Genomic DNA, 17,574 nt, shown 5'->3' with positions numbered 1-17,574 from the left:
GGTTACATTCCGAACCCGGAAGCTAAGCCTCACAGCGCCGATGGTACTGCAGGGGGGACCCTGTGGGAGAGTAGGACGCCGCCGAACAATCATTCAAAGCCGCGGCCCCCAGCGATTCGCTGGGGGCCGCGGCTTTTTTGCGTTGCGCATGTGTACGACCGGTAGAACAGGGACTTCCGCCCGGACGCGGGGTGCCCCTGGATGCCGGACAATGGAGAAGGCGTACGGCCAGGAGGCCGGCGCCGAGCCGCGAGAGGGCAGTGGTACTGCCCGATGCGCGGTGGAGATGAAGAAGCAGAAGGAGTCACCACGATGGCGAACCAGCCCCAGGACCGTCCCGAGCGTCGATCGGACGACGGCCGCGGCTACGAGCCCCGGTCTCGCGAGGGCTGGTCCAACGACCGTGCTCCGCGCCGCGACGACCGCCGCGACGACCGTGGCGACCGCCCCAGTGGTGGTGGTTTCCGCCGTGATGACCGTGGCGACCGTCCCTCCGGCGGCGGTTACGGCGGCGGCCGTCCCTCCGGTGGTGGTTACGGCGGTGGCCGTGACGACCGTGGCGGCGACCGTGGCGGCTTCCGTCGCGACGACCGCGGTGGTGACCGTCCCTCGGGTGGTGGCGGTTTCCGTCGCGATGACCGCGGCGACCGTCCGTCCGGTGGTGGCTTCGGTGGCGGCCGTGGCGACCGTCCCTCGGGTGGCGGCGGCTTCCGTCGCGATGACCGCGGCGACCGCCCCAGTGGTGGTGGTTTCCGCCGTGATGACCGTGGCGACCGTCCCTCGGGTGGCGGCGGCTTCCGTCGCGATGACCGCGGTGACCGTCCCTCGGGCGGTGGTTACGGTGGCGGCCGTCCCTCCGGTGGTGGTTACGGCGGTGGCCGTGACGACCGTGGCGGCTTCCGTCGCGACGACCGCGGTGGCGACCGTCCCTCGGGTGGTGGCGGTTTCCGTCGCGATGACCGTGGCGACCGTCCCTCGGGCGGTGGTTACGGTGGCGGCCGTCCCTCCGGTGGTGGCTTCGGCCGTGACCGTGACGACCGTCCGGGCGGTTTCCGTCGCGACGACCGTGGTGACCGTCCGTCCGGTGGTGGCGGTTTCCGTCGCGATGACCGTGGCGACCGTCCCTCGGGTGGTGGCTTCGGTGGTGGCCGTGACGACCGTGGCGGCGACCGTGGCGGCTTCCGCCGTGACGACCGCGGTGGCGACCGCCCCAGCGGTGGCGGTTTCCGCCGTGACGACCGTGGCGACCGTCCGTCCGGTGGTGGCTTCGGTGGCGGCCGTGACGACCGTGGCGGCGACCGCGGTGGTTTCCGCCGTGACGACCGTGGCGACCGTCCCTCGGGCGGTGGCTTCGGTGGCGGCCGTGACGACCGTGGCGGCGACCGCGGTGGTTTCCGCCGTGACGACCGTGGCGACCGTCCCTCGGGCGGTGGTTACGGTGGCGGCCGTCCCTCCGGTGGTGGCTTCGGCCGTGACCGTGACGACCGTCCGGGCGGTTTCCGTCGCGACGACCGTGGTGACCGTCCGTCCGGTGGTGGCGGTTTCCGTCGCGATGACCGTGGCGACCGTCCCTCGGGTGGTGGCTTCGGTGGTGGCCGTGACGACCGTGGCGGCTTCCGCCGCGACGACCGCGGTGGCGACCGCCCCAGCGGTGGCGGTTTCCGCCGCGACGACCGGCCGAGTGGCTTCCGTCGCGACGACCGCGGTGGCGACCGCCCCTACGGTGGCGGCGACCGCGGCGGCTTCCGCCGTGACGACCGCGGTGACCGCCCGTCGGGCGGCGGCTACGGCCGTGACCGCGACGACCGCGGTGGCTACCGGGGCGGCCGCGACGAGCGCGGCGGCGGCCGGGACTACCAGGACGACCGCCGGGGCAACTACGAGCCGGTCAAGCGTCTGCCGATCCCCGAGGACGTCACCGGCTTCGAGATCGACGCGGATGTGCGCCAGGAGCTCAAGAGCCTGCCCAAGACCCTCGCGGACGATGTCGCGCGCAACCTGGTGATGGTCGCCCGGCTGCTCGACGACGAGCCGGAGGAGGCGTACCAGTACTCGCGCGTCGCGCTGCGACTGGCCTCCCGCGTCCCCGCCGTCCGTGAGGCGGCCGGGTTCGCCTCGTACGTGACCCAGCGTTACTCGGAGGCGCTGACCGAGTTCCGCGCCGCCCGCCGGATGACCGGTCGCGCGGACCTGTGGCCGGTCATGGCCGACTGCGAGCGTGGCCTGGGCCGCCCGGAGAAGGCGCTGGCGATGGCCGGCGAGCCCGAGGTCAAGCAGCTGGACAAGGCCGGCCAGGTCGAGATGCGTCTGGTCGCGGCCGGTGCGCGCGGCGACATGGAGCAGTTCGAGGCCGCCGTCGTCACCCTGCAGAGCTCCGAGCTGGCCTCGTCCGCGGTGCACCCGTGGACCGCGCGCCTGCGTTACGCCTACGCCGAGGCGCTGATCGCCGCCGGCCGTGGCGACGAGGCCCGGGACTGGTTCGCCAAGGCCGTCGAGGCGGACACGGACGGCACCACCAACGCCGCCGAGCGCCTCGCCGAGATCGACGGTGTGGAGTTCATCGACGCCCTCGACCCTGAGCTCGCCGAGGAGGAGGCCGGCCAGGCCGCCGAGCCGGCCGCCCGCAAGGGTGGCGAGACCTCGGACGAGCGGGTCATCTTCGAGGACGAGGAGGACGTCGAGGAGTTCTACGACGAGGACGACCTCGAGATCGACGAGGAGTTCGACGGCGTGGTGCCGGAGCGTTCCGCCGAGCGCGACGACAAGTAGTCGTCAGCCCCGACCGCCGGTACTCGCCGGCGGTCGGGGCGTGGCACGAGTGAGGCCCTGCCGCACCCCGGGAGATCCGGGGTGCGGCAGGGCCTCACTGCGTTCGGGGCCGGTACGGCCTCAGCCCAGCTCCAGGTTGCGCAGCACCAGGCCGGTGGCCGGCTTCGGGCCGAAGGAGGTGGACTTGCGCGGCATGGTGACGCCCTGTTCGGCGAGCCGGCGGACCACGCTCTCCCTCACCGGGTGGAGCAGGACGGCCGTTCCGCCGCTGCGGGCGGCCTCGCGTTCGGCGGCGGCCGCCGTGTGCAGGTAGCCGATGTCGTCGGGGCTGTCGGGGACCCGCCAGGTGTGGTCGAGCAGCGTGGCGTGCAGGACGGTGGCGTCCAGGTGGCGCCACTCCTCGGGCTTGTCCTGCGGCACGGTGGCGTCGAGCAGGGCCTCGTCGGGGTCGGTGACGAGGTGGTAGACACCGTCCCCGCCGGTGAGCAGGAAGCCGCTGCCGCCGTGCCGCTTCTGCTCGGCGAGGGTCTGCAGCGCGTTGTCGAGCGGGCCGGGGATCTCCTTGACCTGCCACTGGCCGCCGAGCCGGGCCAGGGCCTCCTCGACCGGCAGCCGGTAGAGCACCCGGTGGATGGCCCGCACCCGCAGCGGATAGCGGGCGGTGTCGACCAGCAGCACCAGGCCGCGGTCCCAGGGGCTGCGGGGCAGGTGCCGGTGTTCGCGCTGGAGCCGCAGGTACATCTCCCAGCGGTGGTGGCCGTCGGCGATGAGGGCGCGGCAGGTGGCCAGGTCGCGGCCGACCTCGGCGATCTCGGCCGGGTCGGTGACCGCCCACAGCCGGTGGTGGGTGCCGTCGGTGGTGGTCGTGGTGAGCAGGGGCTCGGCACGGACGGCGCGTTCGACCACGGCGGACGCCCCGCCGCCGCCCCGGTAGGTGAGCAGCAGCGGTTCGAGGTTGGCCCGGGTGGTGCGCATCAGGCCGACCCGGTCGGCGACCGGGCGGGGCATCACGTCCTCGTGGGGGAGGACCACGCCGGCCTCGCTGCCGCTGACGGCGAGGGCGCCGATGAGTCCGCGCTGGAGGACCTCGGCGCTGCCGTTGGCGGCGGGGACGCGCTGCTCGTAGACGTAGAGGGCCGGCTCGGGGTCGGCGGCCAGGACGCCTTCGCGCTGCCACTCGCGCAGCAGCCGGGCGGCGTGCCGGTAGCGGGTGTCGCGGTCGGGGCGGTCGCCGGTGTCCTCGGGTTCGGGGCGCGGCAGGATCAGCCGGACCACGTTGTGCGGGTCGGCGGTCTCCAGGTCGAGCCGTCGGCCGGGGTCGACGACGTCGTACGGCGGTGAGGTGACGGCGGCGAGCGCGCCGACCCGGTCGGGGTCGTAGCGGAGGCCGCGGAAGGGGGACAGGGACAGACCTGCGGTGGCGACGTGCCCGGGATTGCCGGGGCCGCCCTGCGGAGACTCCACTCCGCTTTCTGCACTGGGTGTGCTCATTCTGGGCATCGTAACCGGGTACGCGTTGTTCAGAGATCGGAACACCCGTGCCGGTCCGGTGGCCGGGTGTCGTGACCGAGGGCGAGGTTCGGGGTGGAGGAGCGCGACGAGCGGGTGGACGACGGCGCTGGTGGCGGTGCGGACGCCGGTGGTGGCGGGGTGGTTTCGTCCGGCTCGCAGCAGCGGTTCGGCGAGCCGGAGGGGGACGTCTACGAGTGGTTCCGCCGGGGTGCCCGGATGCTGGCGCAGGGGAACCCGGCGGCGGCCGAGCAGTTGCTGGCCCGGGCGGCGGCCGCCGAGCCGGGGTCGCGCAGCATCCGGGAGGCGTTGGCGCGGGCGCAGTTCGACGCGGGGTCGTACGTGGCGGCGCTGGAGAACTTCCGGGCCGTGGCGCTGGCCGATCCCTCGGACGACTACGCTCAGTTCGGGTGGGGTGTGGCGGCGGCCCGGCTCGGTGATTTCGAGACGTCCGCCGAGCACCTGGCGCTGGCCGTGGCGATGCGGCCGGAGAACGACCACTACCGGGCGGCGTTGCGGCAGACCCGCGCGACGCTGGCGGCCCGGGAAGGGGCGTTCGGCCCGTTGCTGCCGGGGGCGCCGGGGTATTCGGGGCCTTCGGCCGGGGTGGACGGGCCGGGCCCGGGAACCACGGCGGGTCCGGAGCCGACCGGTGATCCGGAGCGGTCCGGCCGGGACCGGCACGACGGCTGAGCCGGCGCGGTGTCCGGGGGCCGCCGCACCGGTCGGGGCGGGGCACCGCCCGGACTCCCGACGGACGAGGACGAGTGACGCGATGAGTGAGGTGGAGCAGGCATGACCGAGACGGCCATTACCGTGCGACGGACCGCCCCGGGCGGCAGCGAGCTGCCGCTGACCGAGGCGTACGACACGGCGCTGCTGGACCTCGACGGCGTGGTGTACGCCGGCCCGAACGCGATCGAGCACGCGGTGGAGTCGCTGGACTCGGCCCGCGGCGCCGGGATGCGGCTGGCGTACGTGACCAACAACGCCTCCCGGCCGCCCCGGGTGGTCGCCGAGCACCTGACCGAGCTGGGGGTGCCGGCCGAGCCGGCCGACGTGATCAACTCCGCCCAGGCCGCCGCCCGGGTGCTCGCCGAGAAGCTGCCGGCCGGCGCGAAGGTACTGGTGGTGGGCGGACTCGGCCTGGAGGAAGCGCTGGCCGAGCGGGGTCTGGTCGCCGTCCGGACCCTGGCCGAGGAGCCGTCCGCGGTGGTCCAGGGCTTCGACGCCTCGGTGGGGTGGACGCAGCTGGCGGAGGCGTCCTACGCGGTGCAGTCCGGGCTGCCGTGGGTGGCGTCCAACACGGATGTGACGGTGCCGACCGCGCGCGGGATCGCGCCGGGCAACGGGATGCTGGTGGCGGCGGTGCGGGCGGCGACCGGTGTGGAGCCGGAGGTGGCGGGCAAGCCGCTGCCGCCGATGCACCGCGAGACGGTGCTGCGGACCGGGGCGAAGCGACCGCTGGTGGTCGGTGACCGGTTGGACACCGACATCGAGGGCGCGTTCAACGGCGGCGTGGACAGCCTGCTGGTGTTCACCGGGGTGACGACGGCGGCGCAGCTGCTGGCGGCACCGGCGGAGCACCGGCCGACATATCTGGCGGAGGACCTGCGGGGTCTGCTGACCGCGCACGCGCCGGTCACGGCCGAGGACGGCGGCTTCGGCTGCGGCGGGTTCCTCGCGGTGGCGCGGGACGGGGCGCTGCGGCTGGAGGGCGTCGGGGCGGATCGCTGGGACGGTCTGCGGGCGCTGTGCGCGGCGGCCTGGACGGCGCTGGACGCGGACGGCGAGCCGGTGGACGGGCGGAAGGCGCTGGCCGAGCTGGGGTTCTGAGTTCGGGGCCGCCGCCGGTGGCCGGTCGGCGGTCGGGTCAGAGCAGGGTGCGCAGCCGCAGCAGGTCGCGGAAGCCCGCCTCCAGCTTGATCCGGCCGCCGGCCCAGGCCGAGGCGAAGTTGAGTCGGCCGCCGACCAGGGCCAGCAGGTCGTCGCTGCCCATGGTGAGCCGGATGTCCGCCTTCTCGGTGGGGCCGCCGGGGTGCTGCTCGACGTCCTGGATGCTTCCGGCGCGCAGCCGCCCGGTGAAGGTCAGGTCGAGGTCGGTGATCCGGCAGCTGAGCGAGCGGTCGAGGCCGGCCGCCGTGCGGACGTCGCCGGTGGCCTTGGCGAGGTTGCGGCTGAGTTGCTCCAGTGCCTCGCGGCACTCCTCGGCGTCGGCCATGGCGGTGGATCCCTCCCCGGACGGGCCGCCGCGCCCCTGCGGTCGGCGGGGTCCGGCGGCGGATGACTGCCGGGCCACGGTACCGCAGGAGGGTTTTGGCGGTAGCGTCGTCGGTGGGATGCCCGGATCCGTCCGGGCACCGTGGCGACGGAGCGACGCGCGCAGGCGAATGGGAGGCACCCGGATGCTGCCGAGGACGGTACGAGGAGCGGTGGCGGCCGCGGCCGTACTGGTGGAGGAGGTCGGCAAGCGGGTCGTCGGGACGGCGGCCGGTCTGCTGGAGCGCAGCGGGGTCGACGTCGCGGAGGTGGAGCGCCGTTTCGGCGGGCAGTTCCCTCCGTCGGCGCAGTCGCTGCAGACGCTCGCCGAGGAGGCGGTGACCGCCGGGCGGGCCGGGGTGGACCTGGCCGTCGGGGTGGCGCGCGGTGAGGTCGAGAAGGTCTTCGAGAAGGTCGGCGACCAGGTGACCAAGGTGGGCGTGGTGCTGGCCTATCTGGAGAGCAAGCTGCGCGAGGTCGAGGACGAGGACGAGGGCGAGGGGGCGCGGCCGGAGCAGGCCGGGCCGCCGCCGGCGCCCCGGGCCGGCGGGCTGTTCGAGGACGGCTGGGAGCAGGAGACGAGGGCTTCGGCGGGGGCCGAGCGGATCGCGGTGGACGAGCCGGTGGAGGTCGACCCGCCGGTGCCGTCGAACGGGACGGCGGTGGCGGAGGAGCCCACGGCGGAGCGGGTCACCGCGGAGAGGCCCGCCGCGGAGAAGGCGGCGGCGCGCAAGCCCGCGGCCGCGAAGAAGGCCGCGCCGGCCGCGAAGAAGGCGGCGCCGAAGAAGGCGGTGGCCAAGAAGGCGGCGGTGAAGAAGACGGCCGTCAAGAAGACCGCGACCGCGAAGAGGACCACGGCGGCGAGGAAGCCGGCCGAGGCCGGGGCGGAGCAGCCGCCCGCCAAGCGCACCGCGACCCGGAAGACCACCGTCCGCCGGACCGCCACCACGAAGAAGCCCGATGCCTGATCCCGGGCCGGAGAGCCGAAGCGCCCCCGTCCCGGCCCCGGGTGAGCCGTTGCCGCTCGGCGTCGGGCTCACGCCCACCGGGCACCCGGCGGTGGACGCCGGGCTGGCCCGGTTGGCGGCGCTGGACGGGGTGCCGACCGACGCGCACGTCGCGGTGTACGAAGATGTCCATCAGCGGCTCGCCGACACGCTGGCCGCGCTCGACCGGGACTGACCGGGGCGGGCGGGAACCACCGTAGGAGCTGAAACACCAGTGGCAGTGGCACGACGCCGACTCGACGCGGAACTGGTCCGCCGCAAGCTGGCCCGGTCCCGGGAGCACGCCTCCGAGCTGATCGCGGCCGGCCGCGTGACCGTCGGCGGGACCACCGCGACCAAGCCGGCCACCCAGGTGGAGACCGCGGCGGCGGTCGTGGTGGCCGAGGACGACAACGATCCCGACTACGTCTCGCGCGGCGGCCACAAGCTCGCCGGGGCGTTCGCGGCGTTCGTGCCGCAGGGCCTGGTCGTCGAGGGCCGCCGGGCGCTGGACGCGGGCGCGTCCACCGGCGGGTTCACCGACGTGCTGCTGCGGGCGGGCGTCGCCCACGTGCTGGCGGTGGACGTCGGCTACGGGCAACTGGCCTGGTCGCTGCAGAGCGACGACCGGGTCACCGTGATGGACCGGACCAACGTCCGGGAGCTGACCCCGGAGATGATCGGCGGCACCCGGGTCGACCTGGTGGTGGGGGACCTGTCCTTCATCTCGCTCGGCCTGGTGCTGCCCGCGCTGGCCGCCTGCGCCGCCCCGGACGCGGACCTGGTGCTGATGGTCAAGCCGCAGTTCGAGATCGGCAAGGAGCGCCTCGGCAACGGCGGGGTGGTGCGCAGCCCGGAGCTGCGCGCCGAGATGGTGCGCCAGGTGGCCGGGCAGGCGTGGGAGCTCGGTCTCGGCGTGCGGGCGGTCACCGCGAGCCCCCTGCCGGGGCCGTCGGGCAACGTCGAGTACTTCCTCTGGATGCGCCGGGACGCACCGCCGCTGGACCCGGCGGAGGCGGACCGGGCTGTGGCCGAAGGCCCCCGATAGGGTGCTCTGCGGACGTCCGGTCCGTCATGCTGGGTGGCGCGGCCGTACCGGGCGGACGACGACCCGGCCGGCATAGGGAGAGGGCAGCGGGCATGAGTGATGAACGTACGGTCTTCCTGATCGCGCACACGGGCCGCGAGGCGGCGCTGCGCAGTGTCGAAGGACTGGTGCACGGCCTGCTGAAGGCGGGGATCCGGATCAGACTGCTGGCGGCCGAGGCGGTCGACCTGGACCTGCCGGACGGCGTGGAGCGGGTGGTCGGGGGGCCGGGCGCGGCGGACGGCTGCGAGCTGATCCTGGTCGCCGGCGGGGACGGGACCCTGCTGCGCGGGGCGGAGCTGGCGCGCGAGCACGGACTGCCGATGCTCGGCATCAACCTGGGCCGGGTCGGTTTCCTGGCCGAGGCCGAGCGGGACGACCTGGCGGTGGTGGTCGAGCGGGTGGTCGACGCCGACTACGAGGTCGAGGAGCGGATGACCCTCGATGTGATCGTCCGGACCAACGGCGACGCGGTGCACCACGACTGGGCGCTGAACGAGGCGTCGATCGAGAAGGCGGCCCGGGAGCGGATGCTGGAGGTGGTGACCGAGGTGGACGGCCGTCCGGTCTCCAACTTCGGCTGCGACGGCGTGGTCTGCGCGACGCCGACCGGCTCGACGGCGTACGCGTTCTCCGGTGGCGGGCCGGTGGTCTGGCCCGAGGTGGAGGCCCTGCTGATGGTGCCGATCAGCGCGCACGCGCTGTTCGCCCGGCCGCTGGTGGCCTCGCCGGACTCGGTGCTGGCGGTGGAGGTGCAGCCGAAGACCCCGCACGGGGTGCTGTGGTGCGACGGCCGGCGTTCGGTCGAACTGCCCGCCGGGGCGCGGGTGGAGGTGCGCCGGGGGCAGACGCCGGTGCGGCTGGCCAGGCTGCACCGCGCGCCGTTCACCGACCGGCTGGTGGCCAAGTTCGCGCTGCCGGTGACCGGTTGGCGCGGCCGGGCGGAGACCGCCTGAGTTCCGCGGAGCGGGCGGACCGGGTGACTCGGCGTCGCCCGGTCCGCCCGCTCCGTCAGACCGCGAGCGGCTGGTTGTCGTCGGTGCCCCGCCACCCGCCGTCCTCCTCGGCGCGGGCGGCGGTCTCCGCCAGGCGGCGGACCGCGGCCGGTACCGCCGGGGCGGGAACGGTGAGCGGGATCCGGATGTGGTGCTCGAAGGCGCCGTCGGAGCCGAACCGGTTGCCGGCCGCGAGCCGGACCCCGGACCGTTCACCGGCCCGGGCCAGCGCGGTGCCCGACACTCCGCCGGTGGCGACCCAGAACGACAGTCCGCCCGGCGGTACGGTGAAGCGCCAGTGCGGCAGTTGCTCGCGCAGGGCGGTCGCGAACGCCTCGGCGGTGTCCCGCAGCCGGGTCAGCTGGTGCGCGCGGACGGCGGGCAGGTCCTCGGCCAGCAGCTCGGCGGCGATCAGCTGGTCCAGCACCGGGGCGCCGACGTCGCTGTAGACCCGGGTGGTGGCCAGCCGGCGGATCAGGGCCGGGGCGGCGCGCACCCAGCCGATCCGCAGGCCGCCCCAGAGCAGTTTCCCGGCCGAGCCGACGGTGACCACCTGGGCGGCGCGGTCCAGCGCGGCGGTCGGGCGGGGCAGCGGCGCCCCCTCGGGCACGCCCCAGCCGAGCTCGGCGGTGGTCTCGTCGACCAGGACCACGGTGCCGGCCGACCGGGCGGCGGCGAGCAGTTCGCGGCGCTGCTCCTCGTCGATCAGCGCGCCGGTGGGGTTGTGGAAGTCGGGGATCACGTAGGCGGCCTTCGGCGCGGCCCCGCCGAGGACCCGCCGCCACTCGGCGAGGTCCCAGCGCGGTCCGGCCCCGGGGCCCGGCCCGGGGGACGCGCCGAGGAGCGGGACGGGGACCGGGCGGGCCTCGTGGATCCGCAGCGCCTGGAGGGTGTGGGCGTAGCTGGGGGCCTCGACGGCGACCCGGTCGCCCCGGCCGAGCAGGGCCTGCCGGACCAGGTGCAGGGCGCCCATCGCGCCGATGGTGATCAGGATCTGGTCCGGGGTGGTCGGCAGGCCGCGCTCGGTGAAGCGGCGGGCCACGGCCTCGCGCAGCACCGGGACGCCGGTCGGGTAGTGGCCGTGGCCGGCGGCGTAGGCGGGCAGTTGGTCGACGGCCCGGGCGGCGGCCGCGGAGAGGAAGGGCTGCGGGGCGGGCAGCGCGGCGACGCCGAGGTCCAGGATGCTGCCCTGCTCGTCCGGCGGGACGGGGTGCAGGGCGTCGCCGGGCGGGGCCGAGCCCTCGGGCAGGGCGGTCCAGCTGCCGGCGCCGCGGCGGCTGTGCAGGTACCCCTCGGCCCGCAGGGCCTCGTAGGCGGTGGCGACGGTGGTGCGGCTGAGTCCCAGGGCCAGGGCGAGTTCGCGTTCGGCGGGCAGGCGGGCGCCGACCGGCAGTCGGCCCTCGGAGACCAGCAGCCGGATCCGGGCGGCGAGCGAGCGGTAGGCGGGTCGGCGGGCGGCGGCGGGCGGTTCGGGCAGCCGGGCGGTGGCGAGCAGCCGGGCGAGTGCCGGGGGAGCGACGGTGGTCTGCCAGTCGGCCAAGGTGATCAGTCCACTTACTCGTGATTGGCCCTGTCGTGGGCGCTATTGGCTTGGCCATCATGGCAGGGCGGCCGTCGAGACCGCCACCGCCGGGCCGGTCCGCCGGCGGTGCAGCATCACCTGCCCGGAGATTCCATGGCCACCACGAGCACCCTCCCGTCCCCGTCCCCGTCCGAGCGCGCGCCCTCGCCCTCGCCCTCGGCCTCGGCCTCGGCCTCGGCCTCGTCCGAGTCCGCGTCGCCGTCCCCCGCCGCCGCTGCCCCCGTCGGCGCCCGGCCCGGCCCGCTGCTGCGGGTGCTGGGCGACACCCACGCCCTGGGCCGCCGGCTGCCCCAGCTGGCCGTCGGCCTCGCCCTCTACGGCGGCAGCATGGGGCTGATGCTCCGCTCCGGCCTGGGGCTCGACCCCTGGGACGTGTTCCACCAGGGCCTCCAGGGCAGCTTCGGCCTCTCGGTGGGCGCCTGGGTCACCATCTGCGGGGCCCTGGTGCTGTTGCTGTGGATTCCGCTGCGCCAGTTGCCCGGGGTCGGCACGGTCGCCAATGTGCTGCTGATCGGCGGCGCGATGGACCTCACCCTGCGTTTCGTCGGCTCGCCGGAGGCGCTCCCGGCCCGGATCGCGACGATGGTCGCCGCTATCGTGCTCAACGGGCTGGCCACCGGGCTCTACATCGGCGCCCGGTTGGGCGCGGGGCCGCGGGACGGGCTGATGACCGGGCTGCACCGGCGGACCGGGGGCTCGCTGCGACTGATCCGCACCGGGATCGAGCTGGTCGTGCTGGCGGTGGGCGTGCTGCTCGGCGGCACGGCCGGGGTCGGCACCGTCGCGTACGCGCTGGCGATCGGCCCGCTCGCGCAGTTCTTCCTGCCGTGGTGCACCGTGCCCACCGCCGAGCAGGCCGGGCGGGCCGGGGCGGCCGGGCCGACCGCGTAGGTCGGGCGGGTCGGGCGGGGTTGTCCGGGTCGGGTGCCCCGAGTGGGCCGGGCACGGAGGATCGGCCCGGCCACCGGCGCGGCGGGTCCGGAAACGCCCGGAACGGATGAACTTGGGGGCACCGAGTTGCCGCGCGTCGTTGCCGCTCGTCGCGCGGCGGGTGCGGAACCTCGTAAGGTCGTCTCCGTGTTGGACGAGATGCGGATACGGGATCTCGGGGTCATCGACGACGCTGTCGTCGAACTGGCCCCCGGCTTCACAGCGGTGACCGGGGAGACCGGAGCCGGCAAGACCATGGTGGTGACCAGCCTCGGACTGCTGCTCGGCGGCCGCGCCGACCCGGGCCTGGTGCGCAACGGCAGCGAGCGCGCGGTCGTCGAGGGGCGTCTCCAACTGCCACCCGGATCGCCGGTGGCCGCCCGCGCGGTCGAGGCCGGTGCCGAGCTCGACGACGGCGCGCTGCTGATCAGCCGGACCGTCTCCGCCGAGGGCCGCTCCCGCGCCCACGTCGGCGGCCGGTCCGTCCCGGTCGGCCTGCTCGCCGAGCTCGGCGAGGACCTCGTGGCCGTGCACGGCCAGACCGACCAGCAGCGGCTGCTGCGCCCGGCCCGCCAGCGCGGCGCCCTCGACCGGTACGCGGGCGAGGCGGTCGCCGAGCCGCTGGCCCGCTACCGCGAGGTGTACCGGCGGCTGCGCGAGGTCTCCTCGACGCTGGAGGAGCTGACCACCCGGGCCCGCGAGCGCGCCCAGGAGGCGGACCTGCTGCGCTTCGGCCTCGACGAGGTCGCCGCCGCCGAACCGGTGGCCGGCGAGGACGAGAGCCTGTCCGCCGAGGCCGAGCGGCTCGGCCACGCCGACGCGCTCTCCTCCGCCGCGACCCTCTCCCACGCCGCCCTGGCCGGCGACCCGGCCGACCCGGAGGCGCTGGACGCGGGCACTCTGCTCGCCCAGTCCCGCCGCGCGCTGGACGCCGTCCGCCACCACGACGAGCGGCTCGCCGCCCTCGCGGACCGGCTCAACGAGGTCGGCTACCTGCTCGCCGACGTGGCCGGCGACCTGGCCGGCTACGCGGACGACCTGGACGCCGACCCGGTCCGCCTCGCCGCCGTCGAGGAACGCCGGTCCGTACTGGCCCAGCTGCTGCGCAAGTACGGCGGTCCGGAGAACTCGCTGGCCGAGGTGATCGCCTGGGCCGACTCCGGCTCCGCCCGGCTGTCCGAACTCGACGGCGACGACGAGCGGATCGACGAGCTCGGCGCGCGGGAGACCGCGCTGCGCGGCGAGCTGGCCGAACTGGCGGCCGAGGTCTCGGCCGCCCGTCAGGCCGCCGCCGGGCGCTTCGCGGCGGCCGTCTCCGCCGAGCTCGCCGAACTGGCCATGCCGCACGCCCGGGTCACCTTCGCGATCAGTCAGGTCGACGACCTGTCCGGGATCGAGATCGAGGGCCGGACCGTCGCCTACGGGCCGCACGGCGTGGACGAGGTCGAGGTGCTGCTGGCCCCGCACCCCGGCGCCCAGCCCCGGCCGATCGCCAAGGGCGCCTCGGGCGGAGAGCTGTCCCGGGTGATGCTGGCCGTCGAGGTGGTCTTCGCCGGGGCCGACCCCGTTCCCACCTATCTGTTCGACGAGGTGGACGCGGGCGTCGGCGGCAAGGCGGCGGTGGAGATCGGCCGCCGGCTCGCCAAGCTCGCCGAGAGCGCCCAGGTCGTCGTCGTCACCCACCTGCCGCAGGTGGCGGCCTTCGCCGACCGCCACCTGGTGGTCGAGAAGACCAACGACGGCACCGTGACCCGCAGCGGCGTCAAGGTGCTGACCGACGAGGAGCGGGTCCGCGAGCTCTCCCGGATGCTGGCGGGCCTGGAGGACTCCGAGCTCGGCCGGGCGCACGCGGAGGAGTTGCTCGCCGCGGCCCGCGCCCCCCGCCACCGCTGAACCCGGGCGGCCCTCGCGGACCGGCCACGACGCGCCCCGCCGGGGGCGCCGACTGTCCAAGAGGGCCGCCGACCTGGCATGGTGGCGGCTGGACACTGGCCCTTCCTGTCCCGAGCGCCGCCGGCGGGCAACCCCCGCCCGGGGCGCGCGTAGCTGATCGAGTCGGATGCGAGACGACGTGGACCATTCCGCCGCCCGGGCAGCCGCGGCCACCCCCGAACCGGGGCAGCTGCACGCGGTGCTCGTCCTGGCCGCCAGCAGCGGCGGCATCGGTGCGCATGTGCGCTCCTTGGCACAGGGTCTGGTCGCGCACGGAGTGACCGTCACGGTGTGCGCCCCCGCCGGGGCGGACGCGCTGTTCGGCTTCTCCCGCACCGGTGCGCGGTTCCACCTGGTCGACATCACCCCGACCGCGGGTGCCCGCAGCGACGCCACCGCGATCGGCGAGCTGCGCCGCGCCTTCACCGGCGCCGACGTCGTGCACGCCCACGGACTGCGCGCCGGGCTGCTGTCCGACCTCGCGCTGCGCACCGCCGGGCGATTCCCGGGCCTGCGCCCGGAGACGCCGCTGGTCGTCACCTCGCACCACGCGCTGGACGCCACGGGCATGGAGCGCCGCCTCCAGCGGCTGATGGAGCGCCGGGTGGCGCGCGCCGCCGACCTCGTCCTCGGCGCCTCCTCGGACCTGGTGGCCCGGGCCCGCGAGCTCGGCGCCACCGATGCCCGGCTCGGCCCGGTCGCGGCCCCGCCGATGCCCGAGGCGCGGCTGCCCCGGGCCGGGGCCCGGGCGGCACTGCTCGACGGCGGTCCGGACCGACCGCTGGTCCTCGCGGTGGGCCGGCTCGTCCCGCAGAAGGCGTTCGGACTGCTGCTGGACGCGGCCCGCGACCTGGCCGCGCTGACGCCCGAACCCCTGCTGCTGCTGGCCGGTGACGGCCCGGAGGCCGCCGGGCTGCGCGAGCGGGTGGCCGCCGAGAAGCTGCCGGTGCGGCTGCTCGGCTACCGCACCGATGTGTCCGACCTGCTGGCCGCCGCCGACCTGCTGGTGCTCCCCAGCCGCTGGGAGGCCCGGTCGCTGGTGGTGCAGGAGGCGATGCGGGCCGGCGTGCCGGTGGTCGCCACGGCCGTCGGCGGCATCCCCGAGCTCGTCGGCGACGCCGCCGTGCTGGTCCCGCCCGGGGACGCGGCGGCGCTCGGCCGGGCGGTGCGCGAGCTGCTGGCCGACCCGGAGCGCCGCGAGCGCCTGGTGGCGGCCGGCCGGCAGCAGGCGCGGACCTGGCCGGACGAGGCCGCCACCGTCGCCCAGGTGCTCAGCACCTACGACGAGCTGGTGCAGCGCAACGGGTGAGCGCGACGGTGGCGGCGGGTCAGACGGTGGCCTGCTCGCCGGCCCGGTCGGCGGCCGGGCCGTCCGGCTGGGCCGACAGGTAGGCCCCGCCGCAGGCGGTCAGCCGCAGCGCGGTGTCGATCAGCGGGACGTGGCTGAACGCCTGCGGGAAGTTGCCGACCTGGCGCTTGAGCCGGGGGTCCCACTCCTCGGCGAGCAGCCCGAGGTCGTTGCGCAGCGACAGCAGCCGGTCGAACAGCTCCCGCGCCTCCTGCACCCGGCCGATCATGGCGAGGTCGTCGGCCAGCCAGAACGAGCAGGCCAGGAAGGCGCCCTCGTGGCCGGAGAGGCCGTCGACGTTGTTGCCGCTCTCGTCGTGGGTCGGGTAGCGCAGCACGAAGCCGTCCTCGGTGGACAGCTCGCGCTGGATCGCCTCGATGGTGCCGATGACCCGCTTGTCGTCCGGGGGCAGGAAGCCGACCTGCGGGATGAGCAGCAGCGAGGCGTCCAGCTCCTTGCCGCCGTAGTACTGGGTGAAGGTGTTGCGTCCGGGGTCGTAGCCCCGTTCGCAGACGTCCCGGTGGATGGTGTCGCGCAGCGCCCGCCAGCGCTCCAGCTGGTCGCCGGCCGGGGCGTCCTCGGGGGTCTGCTCCAGCAGCTTGATGGTGCGGTCCACCGCCACCCAGGCCATCACCTTGGAGTGGACGAAGTGCCGGCGCGGCCCGCGCACCTCCCAGATGCCCTCGTCCGGCTCCTGCCAGTGGTCCTCCAGGTACTCGATCAGCCGCAGCTGGAGGTGGTGGGCGTGGTCGTTGCGGACCAGGCCGGTCATGTGGGCCAGGTGCAGCGCCTCGACGACCTCGCCGTAGACGTCCAGCTGGAGCTGGCCGGCCGCGCCGTTGCCGACCCGGACCGGCAGCGAGCCCTCGTAGCCGGGCAGCCAGTCCAGCGAGGACTCGGTGAGCTCGCGCTCGCCGGCGATGCCGTACATGATCTGCAGGTTCTCCGGGTCGCCCGCGACGGCGCGCAGCAGCCACTCGCGCCAGGCCCTGGCCTCGTCGCGGTAGCCGGTGCGCAGCAGCGAGGAGAGGGTGATCGCGGCGTCCCGGAGCCAGGTGTACCGGTAGTCCCAGTTGCGCTCGCCGCCGATGTCCTCGGGCAGTGAGGTGGTGGGGGCGGCCACGATCCCGCCGGTGGGGGCGTAGGTGAGGCCCTTGAGGGTGATCAGCGAGCGGACCACGGCCTCCCGGTAGGGGCCCTGGTAGGTGCACTGGCCGACCCACTCGTGCCAGAAGCCGGCGGTGGCGTCGAGCATCTCCTCGGCGTCCGGGGCGGTCGGCGCCTCCAGGTGGGAAGCCTGCCAGGTGAGGGCGAAGGCGATCCGTTCGCCGGCCCGGACGGTGAAGTCGGCGTAGGTGGTGAGATTGCGCCCGTAGGTGTCGGCCTCGCCGTCCAGCCAGACCGAGTCCGGCCCGGCGACGGCGACGGTGCGGTGGCCGCCGTCCGGCTGTTCCACCCGGTGCACCCAGGGGACGACCCGGCCGTAGCTGAAGCGCATCCGCAGGGCGGAGCGCATCCGGACGGTGCCGGCCACGCCCTCGACGATCCGGATCATCTGCGGCACGGCGTCCTTGCCCGCGAGCGGGCGGGGCGGCATGAAGTCGATCACCCGGACGGTGCCGCCCTGGGAGTCCCACTCCTGTTCCAGGATCAGTGAGTCGCCCCGGTAGCGGCGGCGGTCGGCGGGCACCGCGGGGGCGGCCGCGGTGGGCGGCGGCACCCGTTGGTCGCCGGTGTCGCCGAGCCCCGGCCGCGCGGCCGGGGCTCCGGCCGGGTCGGCGGCGGGCGCGGTGGCCGGGTGGGGCAGTGCGGTGGCCACCGCCTCGGCGGGGCCGATCCGCCAGAAGCCGTGTTCGTCGGTGCCGAGCAGGCCGGCGAACACCGCCGGCGAGTCGAACCGGGGCAGGCAGAGCCAGTCCACCGCTCCGTCCCTGCTGACGAGGGCGGCGGTCTGCATGTCCCCGATGAGTGCGTAGTCCTCGATACGGCCGGCCACGTGATCTCCAGTTCGCAATGTGGTCACGACGCATCGGCGATCCGAGGGGGAGCAGCGGGACCGCGGGACCGGGGCCACCCCGGGACGTCCGGCCCTCCGGGGGGTGGTGGCGGGCCTTGCCGGAGCATCCGCGAGGGCTCGGTCGAGCCTCTGGGTGGGTGGGAGGAGCGGGACAAGGGGG

The 17,574-nt window shown here is 75.4% G+C and carries 15 protein-coding genes and 1 rRNA gene; 12 read left to right on the top strand and 4 right to left on the bottom strand.

Annotation, left to right across the window (positions count from 1 at the left end):
* From rrf to ACIQ9P_RS33530, 3 genes are all read left to right on the top strand, one after another.
* Positions 1-87, top strand: a 5S ribosomal RNA gene (gene rrf, locus ACIQ9P_RS33540); the annotation flags it as partial.
* Positions 88-211: 124 nt separating this feature from the next.
* Positions 212-2,005, top strand: coding sequence for a hypothetical protein (locus ACIQ9P_RS33535; protein WP_402364914.1), 1,794 nt, complete (start codon positions 212-214; stop codon positions 2,003-2,005).
* Positions 1,897-2,769, top strand: coding sequence for a tetratricopeptide repeat protein (locus tag ACIQ9P_RS33530; protein ID WP_402364911.1), 873 nt, complete (start codon positions 1,897-1,899; stop codon positions 2,767-2,769). The genes ACIQ9P_RS33535 and ACIQ9P_RS33530 overlap by 109 nt, the downstream gene beginning before the upstream one ends.
* A gap of 120 nt (positions 2,770-2,889) precedes the next feature.
* On the opposite strand, the gene ACIQ9P_RS33525 is transcribed toward ACIQ9P_RS33530, so the two are convergent.
* Positions 2,890-4,260 (bottom strand): DUF1015 family protein, encoded by a 1,371-nt coding sequence (locus tag ACIQ9P_RS33525; RefSeq protein WP_402364881.1) that lies wholly within the window; start codon positions 4,258-4,260, stop codon positions 2,890-2,892.
* A 93-nt stretch (positions 4,261-4,353) separates the two neighbouring features.
* Here ACIQ9P_RS33525 and ACIQ9P_RS33520 point away from each other — a divergent pair, with 93 nt between their 5' ends.
* Positions 4,354-4,971: a tetratricopeptide repeat protein gene (locus ACIQ9P_RS33520; protein ID WP_402364878.1), complete on the top strand. Its 618-nt coding sequence runs from the start codon at positions 4,354-4,356 to the stop codon at positions 4,969-4,971.
* Positions 4,972-5,073: 102 nt separating this feature from the next.
* Positions 5,074-6,114, top strand: a complete 1,041-nt coding sequence (locus tag ACIQ9P_RS33515; protein WP_402364875.1) for an HAD-IIA family hydrolase — start codon at positions 5,074-5,076, stop codon at positions 6,112-6,114.
* 37 nt (positions 6,115-6,151) lie between these two features.
* On the opposite strand, the gene ACIQ9P_RS33510 is transcribed toward ACIQ9P_RS33515, so the two are convergent.
* Entirely contained in the window at positions 6,152-6,499 is a 348-nt protein-coding gene (locus ACIQ9P_RS33510; protein ID WP_402364872.1) for an SCP2 sterol-binding domain-containing protein, read from the bottom strand.
* Positions 6,500-6,683: 184 nt separating this feature from the next.
* On the opposite strand from ACIQ9P_RS33510, the gene ACIQ9P_RS33505 reads away from it, so the two are divergent.
* The 4 genes from ACIQ9P_RS33505 (at position 6,684) to ACIQ9P_RS33490 (ending at position 9,566) form a co-directional block, all read left to right on the top strand.
* On the top strand, positions 6,684-7,505 hold the full coding sequence (locus ACIQ9P_RS33505) for a hypothetical protein (protein ID WP_402364870.1): 822 nt from the start codon (positions 6,684-6,686) through the stop codon (positions 7,503-7,505).
* Positions 7,498-7,719: a hypothetical protein gene (locus tag ACIQ9P_RS33500; RefSeq protein WP_402364867.1), complete on the top strand. Its 222-nt coding sequence runs from the start codon at positions 7,498-7,500 to the stop codon at positions 7,717-7,719. Before ACIQ9P_RS33505 ends, ACIQ9P_RS33500 begins: the two co-directional genes overlap by 8 nt.
* A gap of 45 nt (positions 7,720-7,764) precedes the next feature.
* Positions 7,765-8,571, top strand: a complete 807-nt coding sequence (locus ACIQ9P_RS33495; RefSeq protein WP_402364910.1) for a TlyA family RNA methyltransferase — start codon at positions 7,765-7,767, stop codon at positions 8,569-8,571.
* A 92-nt stretch (positions 8,572-8,663) separates the two neighbouring features.
* Entirely contained in the window at positions 8,664-9,566 is a 903-nt protein-coding gene (locus ACIQ9P_RS33490; protein WP_402364864.1) for an NAD kinase, read from the top strand.
* Positions 9,567-9,621: 55 nt separating this feature from the next.
* On the opposite strand, the gene ACIQ9P_RS33485 is transcribed toward ACIQ9P_RS33490, so the two are convergent.
* Complete coding sequence (locus ACIQ9P_RS33485) at positions 9,622-11,145, bottom strand: PLP-dependent aminotransferase family protein (protein WP_402364861.1); 1,524 nt, start codon at positions 11,143-11,145, stop codon at positions 9,622-9,624.
* A gap of 135 nt (positions 11,146-11,280) precedes the next feature.
* Between ACIQ9P_RS33485 and ACIQ9P_RS33480 the strand changes: the two genes are divergently transcribed.
* The 3 genes from ACIQ9P_RS33480 to ACIQ9P_RS33470 all read left to right on the top strand — a co-directional run bounded on the left by ACIQ9P_RS33480 (position 11,281) and on the right by ACIQ9P_RS33470 (position 15,358).
* The gene (locus tag ACIQ9P_RS33480) at positions 11,281-12,078 is read left to right on the top strand and encodes a YitT family protein (protein WP_402364858.1); all 798 of its coding nucleotides are present in this window, start codon (positions 11,281-11,283) and stop codon (positions 12,076-12,078) included.
* Positions 12,079-12,276: 198 nt separating this feature from the next.
* Positions 12,277-14,010: a DNA repair protein RecN gene (gene recN / locus ACIQ9P_RS33475; protein ID WP_402364907.1), complete on the top strand. Its 1,734-nt coding sequence runs from the start codon at positions 12,277-12,279 to the stop codon at positions 14,008-14,010.
* 178 nt (positions 14,011-14,188) lie between these two features.
* Positions 14,189-15,358: a glycosyltransferase family 4 protein gene (locus ACIQ9P_RS33470; protein WP_402364855.1), complete on the top strand. Its 1,170-nt coding sequence runs from the start codon at positions 14,189-14,191 to the stop codon at positions 15,356-15,358.
* A gap of 19 nt (positions 15,359-15,377) precedes the next feature.
* Here the strand turns inward: ACIQ9P_RS33470 and ACIQ9P_RS33465 are convergent, their stop codons facing one another.
* Positions 15,378-17,393 (bottom strand): glycoside hydrolase family 15 protein, encoded by a 2,016-nt coding sequence (locus ACIQ9P_RS33465; RefSeq protein WP_402364852.1) that lies wholly within the window; start codon positions 17,391-17,393, stop codon positions 15,378-15,380.
* Positions 17,394-17,574 lie beyond the last annotated feature (181 nt).

It is taken from the genome of Kitasatospora sp. NPDC094019 (assembly GCF_044764505.1).
Classification (GTDB): domain Bacteria; phylum Actinomycetota; class Actinomycetes; order Streptomycetales; family Streptomycetaceae; genus Kitasatospora.
The sequence above is the reverse complement of the archived record's forward strand: the minus strand, read 5'-3'. Positions and strand labels throughout refer to the sequence as shown.